This window comes from Pseudonocardia sp. NPDC049154, assembly GCF_040648315.1.
GTDB lineage: Bacteria > Actinomycetota > Actinomycetes > Mycobacteriales > Pseudonocardiaceae > Pseudonocardia.
The window spans coordinates 1-15,954 of sequence record NZ_JBEZDN010000163.1 but is presented as its reverse complement, the minus strand read 5'-3'; the positions used below and the strand labels follow the sequence as shown (position 1 = coordinate 15,954).

Below are 15,954 nucleotides of genomic sequence, written 5' to 3'. Positions count from 1 at the left end.
TCGGTGCGTCAGACACACCCACTCCTCCCGGAGGCCCTCCCCTCGATCAAGCCGCCACGCCGGACGACCTGTCAACAACGTGATGGGTCGCTACATCTAGGGGCAGTGGGCACTCACGGGTCACCAGCCCGAGAAGAACTTCTCCGTCTGCGTGGCGGGGCCGCTGGTGGAACCCACGACGAGCTCGGTGGGCAGCACGATCTGCTTGGGCTTGTTGCGCTCGCCGCGCTGCAGCAGCAGCTCCCCGGCGACCTGGCCCTTGCGGCGCACGGGCTGCCGCACGGTCGTGAGGCCGACCCGCTCGGCCTCCGGCACGCCGTCGAACCCGGTGATGGTGAGCCGGTCCGGGACCGCGATCCCGGCCTCGGCGGCGTGCTGGAGCGCGCCGATCGCCAGCACGTCCGAGGTGCAGACGAGCGCGGTGACGTCCGGGTAGGAGGCCAGCAGCTCGCGCGCGGCCGACGCCCCCGCCTCGGGGCTGTGCTCGAACCGCTCGACGACGGGCACGGCGGACCAGTCGACGCCGGCGTCGACCAGCGCGTCCCGCACCCCCCCGATGCGCTCGCGCTGCACGGGGTAGGAGGTGTTCTCCTGCCGGACGAGGTCGGCCGGCCCGTCGTGCCGCAGCGGGCCCAGCCGCATGCACAGCACGCCGATCTTGCGGTGCCCCAGCGCGGTCAGGTGCGCGCCGAGTGCGCGCATACCCTCGCGGTCGTCGACGCCGACCCGGTCGACGCCCTCGACGCCGACGGGCTGGTCGCAGACCACGGTGGGCACCGGCCGCTCGAGCACGGCGCGGAAGTGCGGGTCGTCCTCGCTGACGGAGTAGACGACGAAGCCGTCGACGCCCGCCTGGTGCACCGCGGCGACGTCGGCGTGCTCCGGGCTGACCGGGACGAGCAGCAGGCCCTGCCCGGCCTGCTCGCAGGCCAGCGCCAGACCCTCGAGGAAGCCGGTGGCCACCGGGTCGCGGAAGGCGTAGGAGAGCGCCTCGGTGAGCAGCAGGCCGACGGCGCCGGCGCGCCGGGTGCGCAGCGAGCGGGCCACCGGGTCCGGGCCCGGGTAGCCGAGCCGCCGCGCCGCCTCGAGGACCTTCTCCCGCAGCGGCGCGGAGAGCTGGTCGGGGCGGTTGTAGGCGTTCGAGACGGTGGTACGGGACACGCCCAGCTCCGCGGCGAGCGACGCGAGCGTCGCCGGCCGCCTGACGTGGGGTGAACCGGTCATGTCACGAAAGGTAGCCGCCCCTGGTGGGCGGTCGGTAGCCCGGCCTGCCACCACCCGCTAGAGTGAAGTGACAACGGTTTTCAATAAAACCATGCGCACAGCCTGATACGGAGCACGACCCCACGATGAGAACGCGCCTCGCCACCACCCTCCTGGCCGCGGCCGGCCTGGTCTCCCTCGCCGCCTGCGGCTCGGGATCCGACGCCGGCGGCACCGGGGCCGCCCCGACCTCCGCCGCGGGCGGGAAGGTCGCCGTCGTCGCCTCGACGGACGTCTACGGCAGCATCGCCTCCGCCGTCGGCGGCGACCTCGTCGAGGTCACGTCGCTGATCGACTCGCCGAACGCCGACCCGCACGAGTACGAGTCCACGCCCGCCGACGCCGCGACCGTCGCCCGGGCGGCCCTCGTCGTGGTCAACGGCGGCGGCTACGACGACTTCGCCGCCCGCCTCGTCGAGTCGTCCGGCACGAAGGCCACGGTGATCGACGCCGTGCAGCTCTCCGGCCTGCCCGGCGCCCCGGAGGCCGGCCACGCGGAAGGCGACGGCCACGACCACGGCGAGTTCAACGAGCACGTCTGGTACAGCCTGCCGACCGTGCGGAAGGTCGCCGACGAGATCGCGAAGGACCTGGGCACGGCCGACCCCGCCAACGCCGCGACCTTCACCGCCAACGCGCAGAGGTTCGGCACGGACCTCGACGGGCTGCAGCAGAAGGTCGACGCGATCAAGGCCGGACACTCCGGTCAGCGGATCGCCGTCACGGAGCCGGTGCCGCTCTACCTCACCGAGGCCGCCGGCCTGCAGAACGCCACGCCCGAGGAGTTCAGCGAGGCCGTCGAGGAGGGCACCGACCCGGCGGCGGCGGTGCTGGCGTCGACGCTCGAGGTCGTCGAGGGGCCGGACCCGGTGACGGCGCTGGTCGTCAACAGCCAGACCGAGAGCCCGTCCACGCAGAAGGTCGAGGACGCGGCGAAGGCCAAGGGCGTGCCGGTCGTCGAGGTCAGCGAGACGCTGCCCGACGGGGTGGGCTTCTACGTCGCGTGGCAGAACACCCAGCTCGACGCCCTGGCGGGCGCCCTGAACGGAGCGGCGTGAACAATGAGGTCATGACCGCGACACCCCCGACGGCGCCCCCCTCGGCGGTCGCGCTGCGGGACGCCCGGGTCGCGTTCGGCAGGCGGGTGCTGTGGGAGGGGCTGGACCTCGACGTCCGGCCCGGCGAGTTCCTGGCGGTCCTGGGGCCCAACGGCTCCGGCAAGACCACGCTGCTGCGCGTCCTGCTCGGCCTCCAGCCGCTCGACGCCGGGGAGGTCCGGATCGCCGGCGAGCCGGCCCGGCGCGGCGGGGGCGGCATCGGGTACATCCCGCAGCAGAAGGCGCTGGCCGAGGACATGCCGCTGCGCGGCGCCGACCTCGTCGGGCTGGGGCTCGACGGGCACCGGTTCGGTCCGGGCCTGCGCGGTCGCGCGGAGCGGCGGCGGAAGGTGGCCGCGGCGCTCGAGGCGGTGGGCGCGACCTCGTACGCCCGCTCCCCCGTCGGCCGGCTCTCCGGCGGCGAGCAGCAGCGGCTGCGCGTGGCCCAGGCGCTGGTCGGCGATCCGCGCGTACTGCTGTGTGACGAGCCGCTGCTCTCCCTCGACCTCGCCCACCAGCGCACGGTCAGCCGGCTGATCGACGAGCGCCGGCGCGCGGCGGACACCGCGGTCGTGTTCGTGACGCACGAGATCAACCCGATCCTGCCGCTCGTCGACCGGGTGCTCTACCTGGTCGGTGGCCGGTTCCGGATCGGCACGCCGGACGAGGTGATGACCTCGGAGACGCTCTCGGAGCTGTACCGGACGGACGTCGAGGTCGTGCGGGTGCAGGGCAGGCTCGTGGTCGTCGGCGCCGAGGACCAGCACGCCCACCACGACGCGCTGGAGTCCGTGACGTGAGCCGGTTGTTCGGGTTCGAGGGTGTCGGGGAGCTGCTGGGCCTGCCGTTCGTGCAGAACGCCTTCGTCGCCGCCGCGCTGCTCGGCCTGGTGGCGGGTGCGCTGGCCCCGCTCGTCGTCGCGCGCGGCATGGGGTTCGCGGTGCACGGCACGGCCGAGCTCGCCTTCACCGGCGGGGCCGCGGCGCTGCTCGTCGGGATCTCGGTGAGCGTCGGGGCGGTCGTCGGGGCGGTGGTCGCCGGGCTGGTGTTCGGTGTGCTCGGGCTGCGCCAGCGCGAGCGCGACTCCGTGATCGGTGTGGTGCTCGCCTTCGGGCTGGGTCTCGGGGTGCTGCTGCTGGCGCTCTACGAAGGCCGGGCGTCGAACAAGTTCGGCCTGCTCACCGGCTCGATCGTGTCCGTCGACTCCAGCAACATCGCCGTTCTCGTCAGCGTGACGATAGTGGTGCTGGCGACCCTCGCGGTGGTCTACCGGCCGTTGCTGTTCGCCAGCGCCGACCCGGACGTCGCCGTGGCCCGCGGGGTGCCGACGCGCGTGCTGTCGCCGCTGTTCGCCGTCCTCGTCGCCCTGACCACGGCGTTGGCCGTGCCGATCGTCGGCGCGATCCTCGTCCTCTCGGTCACGATCATCCCGGGCGCCGCGGCCGCGCGGGTCACCTCGAACCCGCTGGCCGCCACGATGCTGGCGATCGGGATCGCGGAGCTGTCGCTCCTCGGCGGCACGTTGCTGAGCCTCGCACCGGGCCTGCCGATCTCCGGCTACGTCGCCACGATCGCGTTCCTGGCCTACCTGGTGTGCCGGCTCGTCGGCCGGGTCCGCGGCCGCGTGCGCGCCGCCTGAGGAGCGGTCAGAGCCAGCGCGGCAGCTCGGGCGGGGTACCGGGCAGCACGCTCGCCGGGGCCCGGCCGGTCAGCCAGCCGACGATGTCCAGGGCGGGCGCCGTCGTCGTCTCCATCTCGCCCAGCGGGGCCGACTCCGCCGGGATCGACTCGCCGGGGCCCGACGCGACCGGCGCGGGGGTCACGCCCGGGTCGCCGAGCTGCCACACCCGCTCGCGGTCGGTCGGTGCGAGCAGGAGCGTGGGACAGCCCTGCCGGCCGGACAGGGTGGCCGTGACGTCGTCGAGCAGCAGGTCGACGACGCCCGCGGGCAGGTCCGCGAGCGAAGCACCGGTGCCGAGGTCGGCGGCGTGGATCCACACCTCGCGGATCCGCAGGAACGGGATCTGGGTGGCCGGGATCTCGCGGCCCTGGGCGCTGCGGATCGTCGCCTCCCACTGCTCCGGGGTGAGCGCGCCGAGCGCCTCGTCGAGCTCACGGGCGGTGGACGCGAGCTCCGCCCGCAGCACCCCCGGCGGCCGACCGGACGTCTCCTCGATCTCGGCGGCCCGGGCCTCCGGGCTCGGGTACATCGGCGTCTCGACGCCCGTGCGGGCCCAGGTCGCGAGCCGGACGAGGGCTTCGGCGTTGCGCGCGACGTGGGCCACGACGTGCGCGCGGCTCCAGCCGGGGAGGGCGCTGGGAGCGGTCAGCTCGGCGTCCGGGATCCCCTCGACGACGGCGAGCAGGTGCTCGGTGCCCGCGCGCATCCACGGGAGGGTCTCGGACGTGTCGTTCCTGCTCACACGGACAGTGTGGACGATCGGGCCGCCGCACACAGTGCGGAGCGTCTCCGGGCCTCAGCCCAGGCGGCGGCGCCGCGCGACCTCGGCCAGCACCACGCCGGCGGCGACCGAGGCGTTCAACGACTCGACCTCGCGGGCCATCGGGATCGAGACCGTGACGTCGCAGGACTCGCGGACGAGCCGGGAGAGACCCTTGCCCTCCGAGCCGGTCACGATCACCAGCGGGTCCGTGGCCAGGTCGAACTCGTCGAGCGAGACGTCCCCCTCGGCGTCGAGGCCCGCCACCATCAGCCCGGTCTGCGCGTACTCGCGCAGCGTGCGGGTGAGGTTGGTGGCACGGGCGACCGGCAGCCGCGCGGCCGTGCCCGCCGACGTCCGCCAGGCCACCGCCGTCATGCCCGCCGAGCGGCGCTGCGGCACGACCACCCCGTGCCCGCCGAACGCGCTCACCGACCGCACGACCGCGCCCAGGTTGCGCGGGTCCGTCACACCGTCGAGCGCGACGATCAGCGCCGGCTGCCCGGACTCCGACGCCGCCTCGAGCAACTCGTCCGGGTGCGCGTACTCGTAGGGCGGGATCTGCAGCGCGATGCCCTGGTGCAGCGCGCCGCCGGAGATCCGGTCCAGCTCGGTGCGCTCGACCTCGAGGATCGACAGGCCCAGGTCGGCGGCGAGGTGCACCGACTCGGCCACCCGCTCGTCCGACGTCGCCCCGACGACCACGCGCAGCGCCGTGGCCGGGACCCCGGCGCGCAGGCACTCCAGCACGGGGTTGCGCCCGAGCACGGTCTCCGGGACGTCGCCGTCCTGGGGCCGCCGGCCGCGCGTGCCCGCGGCAGCGCGGCGGTCCTTCGCCGCCGCCCGGCGCTGGGCCGGGTGCCCCTTGCGCGCGGACGCGGGCGGCGTCGGGCCCTTGCCCTCGAGCCCTCGGCGGCGCTGGCCCCCGGAGCCGACGACGGCGCCCTTCTTCGTGCCTTCCTTGCGCACCGCACCGCGGCGCTTGGAGTTGCCGGCCATGATCCCTGTCTCTTGATTCAGGCGTTCTTGAGCGACCACGAGGGGCCGTCGGCGCCGTCCTCGACGGCGATGCCCGCGGCGAGCAGCCGGTCGCGCAGCGCGTCCGCCTCGGCGAAGTCCTTCGCCTTGCGGGCGGCCTGGCGGCGCTCCAGCAGCTCCTCCACGAGCGAGGACAGCGCACCGAGCGCGGCCTCGTCGCCCCGGTCGCCGGTACGCCAGTGCGCGTCGAGCGGGTCGACGCCGAGCACCGCGGCCATCGCGCGGACGGACTCGGCCGCCGCGGTCGCCGTCTTCCTGTCGCCGGAGTCGAGCGCGGCGTTTCCCTCGCGGACCGTGGTGTGCAGCACGGCGAGGCCGCCGGGCGTGCCCAGGTCGTCGTCGAGCGCGGCGGCGAACTCCGCCGGCACCCGGTCGGTCAGGCCCGGCGCACCGGCCCGCTCGCCGACGCGGTGCAGGAAGGACTCGATCCGCCGGAAGGCCGCGACCGCCTCGGACAGCGCCGCGTCGGAGTACTCGATCGCCGACCGGTAGTGCGGGCCGACGAGGTAGTACCGCAGCTCGACGCCGCGGACCCGCTGCAGCAGCGCGTCGATCGACAGCGTGTTGCCGAGCGACTTCGACATCTTCTCGCCGCCCATGGTGACCCACGCGTTGTGCAGCCAGTACCGCGCGAACGGGTCCCCGGCCGCGCAGGACTGGGCGCGCTCGTTCTCGTGGTGCGGGAACACCAGGTCGAGCCCGCCGCCGTGCAGGTCGAACTCCGGGCCGAGGTAGGTCGTGGCCATGGCCGAGCACTCGAGGTGCCAGCCCGGCCGGCCCTCGCCCCACGGCGTGGGCCACGAGGGCTCGCCCGGCTTCGCGGCCTTCCACAGCGTGAAGTCCAGCGGATCCCGCTTGGCGTTCTGCTCGCCCTCGCCCTGGGCGACGTCGTCGACCTTCTGGCCCGACAGCCGCCCGTAGTCCGGGAAGGTACGGACGGCGAAGTAGACGTCCCCGCCCGCGGCGTAGGCGTGCCCGCCCTCGATCAGCCGCTCGATGTACCCGACCATCTGCGTGACGTGCCCGGTCGCCCGCGGCTCGAGCGACGCGGGCAGGCAGCCCAGCGCGTCGTACGCCGCGGCGAAGGCGCGCTCGTGCGTGGCGGCCCACTCCCACCAGGGCCGGCCGGCCTCGGCCGCCTTGCGCAGGATCTTGTCGTCGATGTCGGTGACGTTCCGGACGAGCGTGACGTCCAGCCCCTCGCGACCGGGCTCGGAATGGCCGAGCCAGCGCCGCAGCACGTCGTAGTTCAGCGAGCTGCGGACGTGCCCGATGTGGGGCAGTCCCTGCACCGTGGCGCCACAGACGTACATCGACACGGCTCCGGCCCGCAGCGGGACGAAGTCACGCTGCTTCCTGGTCAGGGTGTCGAAGAGTCGGACGCTCACCCATACCAGGGTACGGACGCCCTGGTCCGGGAGGTGCGGCAGGGCTGCATCACATTTCTCCAAGACGCCGGACGGCCGTCCCGGCACGCTGGGCGGCATGACACGCATCGAGCAGCTCTACCCCCGCCTGCCCGTCCGCGGCGCCGACGCGGCGATCGCCTTCTACCGCGCGGCGTTCGGCGCCGAGCTCGTCGAGCGGTACGCGACTCCCGACGGGGCCGTCGTGCACGCGCTGCTGCGGGCCGGCCCGGCGCGGTGGGCGGTCAAGGACGGCGACGAGTACGACCCGGCCCCGCCGGACGGCGGCGGCTCGGCGATCCTCGCCCTCTACGTCGACGACGCCGACGCCGTGGCCGACGCGATGCTGGCCGGCGGGTCCGAGGTGCGGTTCCCGGTGGCCGACCAGCCCTACGGCGAGCGCGGCGGGCGGCTCACCGACCCCTTCGGCCACCAGTGGATGGTCGCGCAGAAGACCGAGGACCTCACGCCCGCGGAGGTCGAGGAGCGGACGAAGGCGATGTTCGCCGAGTGACCGCAGGAGCGAACGGCACTCTCGCTCACCAGGAATGAGCGAGAGTGCCGCTCGCTCAATCGGTGGCGGGGAGGAGGAGGGCGGTGGCGATCGCGGCGATGCCCTCGCCGCGGCCGGTCAGCCCCAGCCCGTCCGTGGTGGTGCCGGAGACCGACACCGGCCCGCCGACGACCTCGGACAGCACCTTCTGCGCCTCGTCCCGGCGGGTGCCGATCTTGGGGTGGTTGCCGATCACCTGCACGGCCGCGTTGCCGACCCGCCAGCCCTCGGCGGTGAGCAGCCGGTGGACCTCGGCGAGCAGCGCGACGCCGCTCGCGCCCGACCACTCGGGCCGGCCGGTGCCGAACACCGCGCCGAGGTCGCCGAGGCCGGCGGCGGAGAGCAGGGCGTCGCAGAGGGCGTGGCATGCGACGTCGCCGTCCGAGTGGCCGGCGCAGCCGTCGACGCCCTCCCACCACAGCCCGGCGATCCAGCAGGGCCGCCCGGGCTCGACGGGGTGCACGTCCGTGCCGATCCCGGTCCTCACGCCTTCTCCTCCAGCAGCAGCTCGGCGATCCGCAGGTCCCAGGGCGTGGTGACCTTGAACGCCGCGGGATCGCCCGGCACCGTGACGACCGGCTCGCCGAGCCGCTCGACCAGGCCGGCGTCGTCCGTGGCGACGGCGTCCACACCGGACTTCTCGTAGGCCGCCCGGAGCGTCTCCCACGCGAAGCCCTGCGGGGTCTGGGCGGCCCGCAGCTCCGACCGGTCGACCGTGGCCTCGACCGCGGCGGCCACTCCCACCCGCTTGACCGTGTCGGCCAGCGGGAGAGCAGGGACGACCGCGGGGTGCCCGGCCCGCACCTCCGCGACCACGGCCGCGACCAGCGCGGGCGGGGTCAGCGGCCGGGCGGCGTCGTGCACCAGCACGACCTCCGGAGGCCCGTCACCTGCGGGTCCCCCCGGTCGTTCACAGCCGTGGGGACCGGCCAGCACGTCGAGCGCGAGGCGCACCGACGCCGTGCGCTCGCCGCCCCCCACCAGGACGGTGACGGGGCGACCGGCGAACAGCGCCCGCGCGTGATCGAGCAGATCCGCAGGCACGGCGACCAGCACCTCGTCGACCGCGCCGGAGGCCAGCAGCCCGTCGACGGCCCGGACCACGATCGGCACACCGGCCAGCGGCACGAAGGCCTTGGGCGCACCCGCGCCGAGGCGGGTGCCCGAACCGGCCGCGGGCACGACCGCGGCGACGCTCACCGCGACGCCCGCCGGTGCGCGGACCGTGCCGAGGACGCCATGGGGCCGTACCGTGCCGATCGCGGGGCAGGTCAGGCGTTGGTGGTCGCCAGCACCTCGTCGAGCAGGGCCTCGGCCCGCTCCTCGTCCGTCCCCTCGGCCAGCGCGAGCTCGCTGACGAGGATCTGCCGGGCCTTGGCCAGCATCCGCTTCTCGCCGGCGGACAGGCCGCGGTCCTTCTCTCGGCGCCAGAGGTCGCGGACGACCTCGGCCACCTTGTTCACGTCGCCCGACGCGAGCTTCTCCAGGTTCGCCTTGTACCGGCGCGACCAGTTGGTGGGCTCCTCGGTGTGCGGGGTGCGCAGCACCTCGAACACCCGGTCCAGCCCCTCCTGGCCCACGACATCGCGAACGCCCACGACCTCTGCGTTCTCGGCGGGAACGCGAACCGTCAGGTCACCCTGGGCGACCTTCAGGACGAGGTACTTGCGCTCCTCGCCCTTGATCGTCCTGGTCTCGATCGCCTCGATGAGAGCGGCACCGTGGTGCGGGTAGACGACGGTCTCTCCGACCTTGAAAACCATGTGTCCTCTGGCCCCTTTCGCTGCACCCAGGTTAACACGCCCGACCCGTCCCCCGTGCGACGGGAGGGGACATCGTCGCAGGTCACGGGGTTGACAACGGGCGTAAAACGTGCAGACGCGGGTACGCGGGGGTGCACGGGAGCGACTGGTGAGAGCCGAGTGCACGGACTGTCGGACCCGGCGACTAGGCTGCACCCGCACGACCGGCCGTCAGGAAGGACACCCGAACCGTGAGCCGCGCGACCTCCCCCCGACGCTCCGCAACGCGCCCGGGCGCGTGGAAGGTCCTGGCCGCCGGCACGGCCGCCCTGGGCGCCCTCCTGCTGTCCGGCTGCGGTGCGGGCCAGGTCGCCCAGACCGCCGAGCAGGTCGCCGCCGTCGGCGGCACCGGCGGCGTGGTGGGCGACGTGGCGGTCCGCAACGCGGAGATCGCCTGGCCGACCGGCCTCGCGCCGACCGGCGCCATCTACCAGAAGGGCGGCCGGGCCCTCGTCGAGATGGTGATCGTCAACGACGGCGGGGCGGCCGACCGGCTCGTCTCCGCCTCGAGCGAGGCCGGCACGCAGGTCGTCGTCACCGGCGAGCAGGTCCTCGCCCCGCAGCTCCCGCTCGTCGCGGGCGACGAGGGGGACGCCGCCGCGATCCCGGGTGCCAAGCGGGTCACCGTGGAGATCGCCGGCCTTCGGGACGACATCGTGGCCGGGCGGACCTACCCGCTCACGCTCGTCTTCGAGAAGGCCGGCCCGCTGACCGTCGACCTGCCGGTGGCGAACCCGACCACGCCGCGGCAGGACGAGGCCCCGGCCGAGGGTGCCGCCGAGGGCGGCCACTGACCACCCGGCCCCGCGGCGCGCGCTGACCACCCATGACCACGAGGACGCGCGCCGCCCGTAGCTCGTACGTCTGCAGCGAGTGCGGCCACCGCGCCGCGCAGTGGGTCGGGCGCTGCCCCGGCTGCCAGGCCTGGGGCACGTTGAGCGAGCAGGCCGAGCCCGCCCGCGCCGCGACCGCCGGCGGCGGCCTGCGCCGGGTCGCGGCGGGGGCGCCGAGCACCCCGGCCCGCCCGATCGCCGAGGTCGCCCTCGACTCCGCCCGGGCCCGGCCCTCCGGGGTCGACGAGCTGGATCGCGTCCTGGGCGGCGGACTGGTGCCCGGTGCGGTGGTGCTGCTCGCCGGCGAGCCGGGCGTCGGCAAGTCCACGCTCCTGCTCGAGGTGGCGGCGCAGGCGGCGGCCTCCCTGCGCGGCGGCTCGGTCCTCTACGTCACCGGCGAGGAGTCCGCGGGCCAGGTCCGGCTGCGGGCCGAGCGCACCGGCGCGCTGCACGAGCGGCTGTTCCTGGCCGCCGAGTCCGATCTCTCGTCGATCCTCGGGCACGTCGACGCGCTGCGGCCCGACCTGCTGATCGTCGACTCGGTGCAGACCATGACCTCGCCGGAGGTCGACGGCTCGCCCGGCGGAGTCACGCAGACCCGGGCGGTCACCGTGGCGCTCACCGCGCTTGCCAAGGAGCGCGGGCTGCCCGTCCTGCTCGTCGGGCACGTCACGAAGGACGGCAACATCGCCGGTCCCCGCGTGCTCGAGCACCTGGTCGACGTGGTGCTGGCGTTCGAGGGCGACAAGCACTCCACCCTGCGCATGGTCCGCGGGGTGAAGAACCGCTTCGGGCCGGCGGACGAGGTGGGCTGCTTCGAGCTGCGGGACGAGGGCATCGTCGGGTTGCCGGACCCCTCCGGGCTGTTCCTGGCCCGGTTCGGGGCCACCCAGGCGTCGGTCGTGCCGGGGACCGCGGTCACCGTCGTCATGGACGGGCGGCGCCCGCTGCTGGCCGAGGTCCAGGCGCTGGTCGCGTCGTCGTCGATGCCCACGCCGCGGCGGGCCGTGAGCGGGCTGGACAGCTCGCGGGTGGCGATGCTGCTGGCGATCCTCGAGCGGCGTGGCCGGGTTCGGCTGCAGGACTCCGAGGTCTACACCGCCACGGTCGGCGGGATGAAGGTCACGGAGCCGGCGGCGGACCTCGCCCTGGCCATGGCCGTGGCCTCCGCGAAGAACGACGTCGCCCTCCCGCCCGACCTCGTGGTCCTCGGCGAGCTGGGCCTGGCCGGCGAGGTGCGCCGGGTCTCCGGGGTGCGCCGGCGGCTGGCCGAGGCCGCCCGGCTCGGCTTCACCCACGCGCTGGTGCCGCCGGACAGCGACGCGGGCACCGGCACCGGCATGAAGGTCACCGAGGTCTCGGACGTGTCCCAGGTGCTGGCGCGGATCAGGCGGGCGTCAGCGTGAAGTAGGTCGGGCCGCTGATCTTGTCCGCGACACGGGTCAGCAGCGTGTAGTCGCCGGACGGCAGCCGGGTCCGCGCGGCCGTGCAGCCCGGGTTCGACGACAGCCCCGACCAGGTCACCTCGAAGGCCACGGGCTGGCCGGGCACGAGGGTCCGCAGGTCCTGGGTGGACGGGTTGACGCAGTCGTTGCTCGACCACAGCCGGGTCGTGATCGGACGGTCCCAGACGACGATCTCCTGCAGGGCGCCGTCGAGGTCGCGGACGCAGGCCTGGTTGCTGATGTTGACCACGGTCAGCCGCAGCTCGGGACGGTCGCCGACCTTGTGCTGCGGCGCGTCGATCTCGGCCCCGACGGCGATCATGTCGTTGGTGCAGGGCGGCGGCCCGGTCGGCGGCGCGGGCTCGGTCGGCGGCACCGGCACCGAGGCGCGCGGGGTGTCGTCGGGGCGCTTCGACTCGTCGGTCGTGCTCACCGGGCCGCCCTCGGCCGAGGCCGCGGAGGTCCCGCCCGAGGTCGTGGTGCCGGGGGCGGACGTGCCGATCGGCACGCCGGTGGCCGACAGCGGGGCGTCGTCGGAGGGCACGGCCGACGAGGTCCCCGTCGTCGGGTCGAGGGCTGCGTCGGTCGACCGGGCGCCGGAGGCGGCCGAGGAGCCGGACGGCAGCGCGGAGCTGTTGGCCGCGCGGCTGGTGACCTCGTCGGTGGGGCCGGGGGTCGGGGTGGGGCGGGTGAGCGCGGCGACGGAGAAGCCGATCACGACGAAGAACGCGATGACGGACACGAGCGCCAGCCAGCGCCGTTTCCAGTAGACGTGCGCGGGCAGCGGTCCCACCGGCTCCCACATGTCACGCAGAGTAGATGCGTGATTACTACACGTCGCAGGATCTCGCGCGGCGCGGCGCGCCGGATCCACCGGTGTGGGGGACCGTATCGGGCGATCACCCACCCGGTCGCGCGGCCCCCTGACCGGCGGTGCGACCATCGCGGCGTGACCTCCGTGCTGCACCGCCCCGTCCCGGCCGGGCTCGGTGTGCGCACCGCGGAGTGGTTCCGGGCGCACGCCCGCGACCTGCCCTGGCGGCGCCAGGGCACCACCCCCTGGGGTGTCCTGGTCAGCGAGTTCATGCTCCAGCAGACGCCGGTGTCGCGCGTCGAGCCCGTGTGGAGGCGGTGGATGGAGCAGTGGCCGGTGCCCTCGGCGCTCGCCGCCGAGTCCCGCGCCGAGGTCGTCCGCGCCTGGGGGAAGCTCGGGTACCCGCGCCGCGCGATGCGGCTGCACGCCGCCGCCCAGGCCATCGCGACCGAGCACGGCGACCGGGTGCCGTCGGACGTCGCGGCACTGGAGGCCCTGCCCGGTGTGGGCAGCTACACCGCCCGCGCCGTCGCCGCCTTCGGGTACGGGCTGCGCGCCCCGGTCGTCGACACGAACGTCCGGCGGGTGGTCGCCCGGGCCGTCCACGGGGCGGGCGACGCCGGCCCCGCCCGCACGAAGGCCGATCTGGCGGACGTCGACGCCCTCCTGCCCGGGGACGACGCCGAGGCCGCCGTCGTCTCCGCCGCTCTGATGGAGCTGGGCGCCGTGGTGTGCACGGCCCGGTCGCCGCGGTGCGCGGCGTGCCCGGTCCGGGCGGAGTGCGCGTGGGTGGCGGCGGGCCGGCCGGAGTACACCGGGCCCCGCCGTCCGGTCCAGGGCTTCGCGGGGACGGACCGCCAGGTGCGCGGCAGACTGATGGACGTGTTGCGCGCCGCCGAGCACCCGGTGCCCAAGGCCGCGCTCGACGCCGTCTGGGCCGACGGGGCGCAGCGGGACCGCTGTCTGGACTCCCTGCTGGTCGACGGCCTGGCCGAACAGACCGCGGACGGCCGCTTCGCGCTGGGCGGCACGGCCGCGGATACGACAGACTGACCGCGCGAAGGTCCCTGGGTACGAGGAGCTCGATGGCGCAGATCGTCCGCTTCCGGCTCGACATGGCCGCCGAGGAGCGCGTGGTGGAGCTCCGCGACCGGCTCCGCACCGAGGGCCTCCGCGTCCCGCACGAGATCCCGACCGTCACCTTCGCCGCCGCCGCGCAGATCCCGGCCGCCGCGCGCGTCGAGCTCACGGAGGCCCTGCGCGGGCTCAGCCTGCCCTCGCTCTGGCTGCCGACCCTCGGCTCGGTCGCGGGGCACGACGACGACCTGGTGCTCTCCGCGATCGTCGACGCCGAGCTGCTCGCGGTGCACAGCGCGGTGCACGACGCGCTGGCCGGCAAGGTGCGCTCGCCCTTCGGCTCCTACCTGCCGGGCGCGTGGCTCCCGCACGTCGTGCTGGCGCACGAGCGGCCGGCCGACGCGTTCACGATCCTGCACCCCGTCCGCCCTGTCCGGGCCGCGATCGAGGGCGTGGAGATCGCCGACACCCGGGACGGGTCGAGCGAGCCCCTGTTCGCCTGAGTGGACTCGTGCTCCGCTCCACATCGGATGCCGCCGTCCTGGCGGGGCCGAGGGAGGGCCGTGCGGCTCCGGTGTGCGTTGCGCACCGCAGGTCACGTCACTCGGGCGGAGCAGGCAGAAGGGTGTCGTCGCCCTCGTCGTCCGGTCCCGCCGCCGGGCCCGCACCGTCGCGGGACCCCTCGACCCCGCGCCGGTCGGGCCCGGCGGTCGGGTCCGTCCCGTCCCGCCCGCCCTCGCGAACGGCGGGGTCGACGGCGAGCTCGTCCGGGGAGCCGACGGAGACACCGGAGCCCTCGCCGCTGCGGCCGGAGTCGCCGTGCTGGTCGCGGTTTTCCGAGTTCGAGCGGTGTTCGCTCGCACCCGACTCGGAGCGACTCCCGGAGGTCGAGCGGTTCCCCGAGCTCGAGTGGCCCGCGGAGTTCGAGTGGCCCCCGGAGTTGGAGCGGCCCGCGGAGTTCGAGCGGTTGTCGGACTCGGAGCGGGCCCGGGAGTGGTCCGCCGAGCCGGAGCGGGCGTCGGAGCGGGTCTCGGTCGCCGTCCGGGCAGACCGGTCCTCGCGGTGGTTCCGCTGCCCGTCCGACCGCGCCGTCCGGTCGCCGGGCCCGTCGGCCGGCCGCCGCTCCTGCTGCGCCCGGGCGCTCGCCTCGTCGTGACGACGGTCCGTCGCCTCGGTCCGCGCGGTGTCTCGATGGTGGTCGCGGGCCTCGTCGGAGGCCCTGCGCCGCTCGTCGGAGCGCCACGAGGCCCGGTCGTCACGTGGCCGGTCGGGCCGGGCGGCGGAGTCGTCCCCGTGTGCCGGGTTCCGCCCGTCGCTCCTGTCCACGGCGTCGCGTTCGGTCCGGGCAGGCCGGTCGCCGGGATCCTGCCGGCCGGCCTTGTGGTCACCGTTCTCGCTCTGCCACGACTCCGTCCGCGCCCGGTCCGACTCCCGGGCCCGGCCGCCGCTCGGAGGCGGCGAATCGGCGCGGGGGTCGCGGAGCCCGCCGTCGGACCTCTCGGGCCGCGTGTCCGGGGCGTTCGGCGCCGACGCGCGGGTGCCCGCCACGACGTCGGACCGGTCGCGGACCTCGCGACGCTCCTGCGGCGCGTCGGCCCGGTTCGTCCCGCGGCCCTCGCGGTGCTTCTGCGCCGGGTCGGCCCGCGTCGTGCCGTCCTCGTCGCGGCGCCCCTGCGGCGCAGGCTGGTGCTGCGGCGCAGGCGTCGGGTGCGTGGCGCGGACCTCCTGGTGCTGCTGCGGAGCCGGCCTGCTCGAGGCCCGTCCGCCGTCGGTGCGGTTCGAGCGTTCGGCGTGCCACGTCACCGGTCGCCCACCCGGCGCGGGGTGCTGCGGGTCCGCGTTCCCGGTCGGGCGCGGCCGCTCGCGGTCCTGCCGCCCGGGGCCGGGCCCCGGCTGCGGGTCCACGGACGAGGGCGTCGACCGGCCCGGTGTCTTCGGGGGCGGCGCGTCGCGGGCAGGAACACGGTCGGGCTGGACGGGGCGTTGCTGCGCGGGCGCCGGGGCGACCGCGTTCGGGCCGGTGGCCGCGCGCGCCAGGGACTCGTGCCGGGCCCGGAGCGTGTCACGGCCGTCCTCGGTGCGGACCCCGAGCAGCATCCGGCGCGCGCCCGCGAGCTGCACACGGGCGCCGTCGCGGTCCCCGAGCGCCAGCTCCGCCGCGGCACGGTCGAGCCGCGCGTCGACC

At 75.4% G+C, this 15,954-nt stretch carries 17 protein-coding genes; 8 read left to right on the top strand and 9 right to left on the bottom strand.

Annotated features, from left to right (window positions below; all coding sequences use genetic code 11):
* Window positions 1–120 precede the first annotated feature (120 nt).
* Window positions 121–1,224: a LacI family DNA-binding transcriptional regulator gene (locus tag AB0B41_RS39410; protein ID WP_358212139.1), complete on the bottom strand. Its 1,104-nt coding sequence runs from the start codon at window positions 1,222–1,224 to the stop codon at window positions 121–123.
* Between the two features lie 125 nt (window positions 1,225–1,349).
* Here AB0B41_RS39410 and AB0B41_RS39405 point away from each other — a divergent pair, with 125 nt between their 5' ends.
* The 3 genes from AB0B41_RS39405 to AB0B41_RS39395 are packed head-to-tail and all read left to right on the top strand — an operon-like array spanning window position 1,350 to window position 3,999.
* Window positions 1,350–2,321 carry a zinc ABC transporter substrate-binding protein gene (locus AB0B41_RS39405; protein WP_358212138.1) on the top strand — a complete coding sequence of 324 codons (972 nt, stop codon included), beginning with the start codon at window positions 1,350–1,352 and terminating at the stop codon, window positions 2,319–2,321.
* An 11-nt stretch (window positions 2,322–2,332) separates the two neighbouring features.
* Window positions 2,333–3,160 carry an ATP-binding cassette domain-containing protein gene (locus tag AB0B41_RS39400; protein ID WP_358212137.1) on the top strand — a complete coding sequence of 276 codons (828 nt, stop codon included), beginning with the start codon at window positions 2,333–2,335 and terminating at the stop codon, window positions 3,158–3,160.
* The gene (locus AB0B41_RS39395; RefSeq protein ID WP_358212136.1) at window positions 3,157–3,999 is read left to right on the top strand and encodes a metal ABC transporter permease; all 843 of its coding nucleotides are present in this window, start codon (window positions 3,157–3,159) and stop codon (window positions 3,997–3,999) included. The genes AB0B41_RS39400 and AB0B41_RS39395 overlap by 4 nt, the downstream gene beginning before the upstream one ends.
* A gap of 7 nt (window positions 4,000–4,006) precedes the next feature.
* Here the strand turns inward: AB0B41_RS39395 and AB0B41_RS39390 are convergent, their stop codons facing one another.
* The 3 genes from AB0B41_RS39390 to cysS are packed head-to-tail and all read right to left on the bottom strand — an operon-like array spanning window position 4,007 to window position 7,227.
* Window positions 4,007–4,783 (bottom strand): maleylpyruvate isomerase family mycothiol-dependent enzyme, encoded by a 777-nt coding sequence (locus AB0B41_RS39390; RefSeq protein ID WP_358212135.1) that lies wholly within the window; start codon window positions 4,781–4,783, stop codon window positions 4,007–4,009.
* A 54-nt stretch (window positions 4,784–4,837) separates the two neighbouring features.
* On the bottom strand, window positions 4,838–5,800 hold the full coding sequence (gene rlmB / locus AB0B41_RS39385; protein ID WP_358212134.1) for a 23S rRNA (guanosine(2251)-2'-O)-methyltransferase RlmB: 963 nt from the start codon (window positions 5,798–5,800) through the stop codon (window positions 4,838–4,840).
* A gap of 17 nt (window positions 5,801–5,817) precedes the next feature.
* Window positions 5,818–7,227 (bottom strand): cysteine--tRNA ligase, encoded by a 1,410-nt coding sequence (cysS, locus tag AB0B41_RS39380; RefSeq protein ID WP_358212133.1) that lies wholly within the window; start codon window positions 7,225–7,227, stop codon window positions 5,818–5,820.
* Between the two features lie 97 nt (window positions 7,228–7,324).
* Here cysS and AB0B41_RS39375 point away from each other — a divergent pair, with 97 nt between their 5' ends.
* On the top strand, window positions 7,325–7,759 hold the full coding sequence (locus tag AB0B41_RS39375) for a VOC family protein (RefSeq protein ID WP_358212132.1): 435 nt from the start codon (window positions 7,325–7,327) through the stop codon (window positions 7,757–7,759).
* Window positions 7,760–7,814: 55 nt separating this feature from the next.
* On the opposite strand, the gene ispF is transcribed toward AB0B41_RS39375, so the two are convergent.
* The 3 genes from ispF to AB0B41_RS39360 all read right to left on the bottom strand — a co-directional run bounded on the left by ispF (window position 7,815) and on the right by AB0B41_RS39360 (window position 9,561).
* The gene (gene ispF / locus AB0B41_RS39370) at window positions 7,815–8,285 is read right to left on the bottom strand and encodes a 2-C-methyl-D-erythritol 2,4-cyclodiphosphate synthase (RefSeq protein WP_358212131.1); all 471 of its coding nucleotides are present in this window, start codon (window positions 8,283–8,285) and stop codon (window positions 7,815–7,817) included.
* Window positions 8,282–8,998, bottom strand: coding sequence for a 2-C-methyl-D-erythritol 4-phosphate cytidylyltransferase (gene ispD / locus AB0B41_RS39365; protein ID WP_358212130.1), 717 nt, complete (start codon window positions 8,996–8,998; stop codon window positions 8,282–8,284). Before ispD ends, ispF begins: the two co-directional genes overlap by 4 nt.
* 71 nt (window positions 8,999–9,069) lie before the next feature.
* Window positions 9,070–9,561 (bottom strand): CarD family transcriptional regulator, encoded by a 492-nt coding sequence (locus AB0B41_RS39360; RefSeq protein ID WP_037045267.1) that lies wholly within the window; start codon window positions 9,559–9,561, stop codon window positions 9,070–9,072.
* 230 nt (window positions 9,562–9,791) lie between these two features.
* Between AB0B41_RS39360 and AB0B41_RS39355 the strand changes: the two genes are divergently transcribed.
* Together AB0B41_RS39355 and radA are read left to right on the top strand one after the other, a co-directional pair.
* The gene (locus tag AB0B41_RS39355; protein ID WP_358212129.1) at window positions 9,792–10,394 is read left to right on the top strand and encodes a copper chaperone PCu(A)C; all 603 of its coding nucleotides are present in this window, start codon (window positions 9,792–9,794) and stop codon (window positions 10,392–10,394) included.
* 32 nt (window positions 10,395–10,426) lie between these two features.
* On the top strand, window positions 10,427–11,839 hold the full coding sequence (gene radA / locus AB0B41_RS39350; RefSeq protein WP_358212128.1) for a DNA repair protein RadA: 1,413 nt from the start codon (window positions 10,427–10,429) through the stop codon (window positions 11,837–11,839).
* Here the strand turns inward: radA and AB0B41_RS39345 are convergent.
* Entirely contained in the window at window positions 11,820–12,683 is an 864-nt protein-coding gene (locus AB0B41_RS39345) for a hypothetical protein (RefSeq protein WP_358212127.1), read from the bottom strand. The genes radA and AB0B41_RS39345 overlap by 20 nt on opposite strands.
* 144 nt (window positions 12,684–12,827) lie before the next feature.
* Here AB0B41_RS39345 and AB0B41_RS39340 point away from each other — a divergent pair, with 144 nt between their 5' ends.
* Together AB0B41_RS39340 and AB0B41_RS39335 are read left to right on the top strand one after the other, a co-directional pair.
* Window positions 12,828–13,745, top strand: a complete 918-nt coding sequence (locus AB0B41_RS39340) for an A/G-specific adenine glycosylase (protein ID WP_358212126.1) — start codon at window positions 12,828–12,830, stop codon at window positions 13,743–13,745.
* Between the two features lie 32 nt (window positions 13,746–13,777).
* A complete protein-coding gene (locus AB0B41_RS39335; RefSeq protein ID WP_358212125.1) occupies window positions 13,778–14,272 on the top strand; it encodes a 2'-5' RNA ligase family protein in 495 nt (164 codons plus the stop codon).
* A 97-nt stretch (window positions 14,273–14,369) separates the two neighbouring features.
* Here AB0B41_RS39335 and AB0B41_RS39330 read toward each other — a convergent pair.
* The coding region (locus AB0B41_RS39330) for a hypothetical protein (RefSeq protein ID WP_358212124.1) at window positions 14,370–15,954 on the bottom strand (1,585 nt) is incomplete at its 5' end.

Coding starts and splice junctions, on each gene's coding strand:
- AB0B41_RS39410 (WP_358212139.1), bottom strand. CDS start 1,224: ATGACCGGTTCACCCCACGTCAGGCGGCCGGCGACGCTCGCGTCGCTC.
- AB0B41_RS39405 (WP_358212138.1), top strand. CDS start 1,350: ATGAGAACGCGCCTCGCCACCACCCTCCTGGCCGCGGCCGGCCTGGTC.
- AB0B41_RS39400 (WP_358212137.1), top strand. CDS start 2,333: ATGACCGCGACACCCCCGACGGCGCCCCCCTCGGCGGTCGCGCTGCGG.
- rlmB (WP_358212134.1), bottom strand. CDS start 5,800: ATGGCCGGCAACTCCAAGCGCCGCGGTGCGGTGCGCAAGGAAGGCACG.
- AB0B41_RS39375 (WP_358212132.1), top strand. CDS start 7,325: ATGACACGCATCGAGCAGCTCTACCCCCGCCTGCCCGTCCGCGGCGCC.
- AB0B41_RS39360 (WP_037045267.1), bottom strand. CDS start 9,561: ATGGTTTTCAAGGTCGGAGAGACCGTCGTCTACCCGCACCACGGTGCC.
- radA (WP_358212128.1), top strand. CDS start 10,427: ATGACCACGAGGACGCGCGCCGCCCGTAGCTCGTACGTCTGCAGCGAG.
- AB0B41_RS39345 (WP_358212127.1), bottom strand. CDS start 12,683: ATGTGGGAGCCGGTGGGACCGCTGCCCGCGCACGTCTACTGGAAACGG.
- AB0B41_RS39335 (WP_358212125.1), top strand. CDS start 13,778: ATGGCGCAGATCGTCCGCTTCCGGCTCGACATGGCCGCCGAGGAGCGC.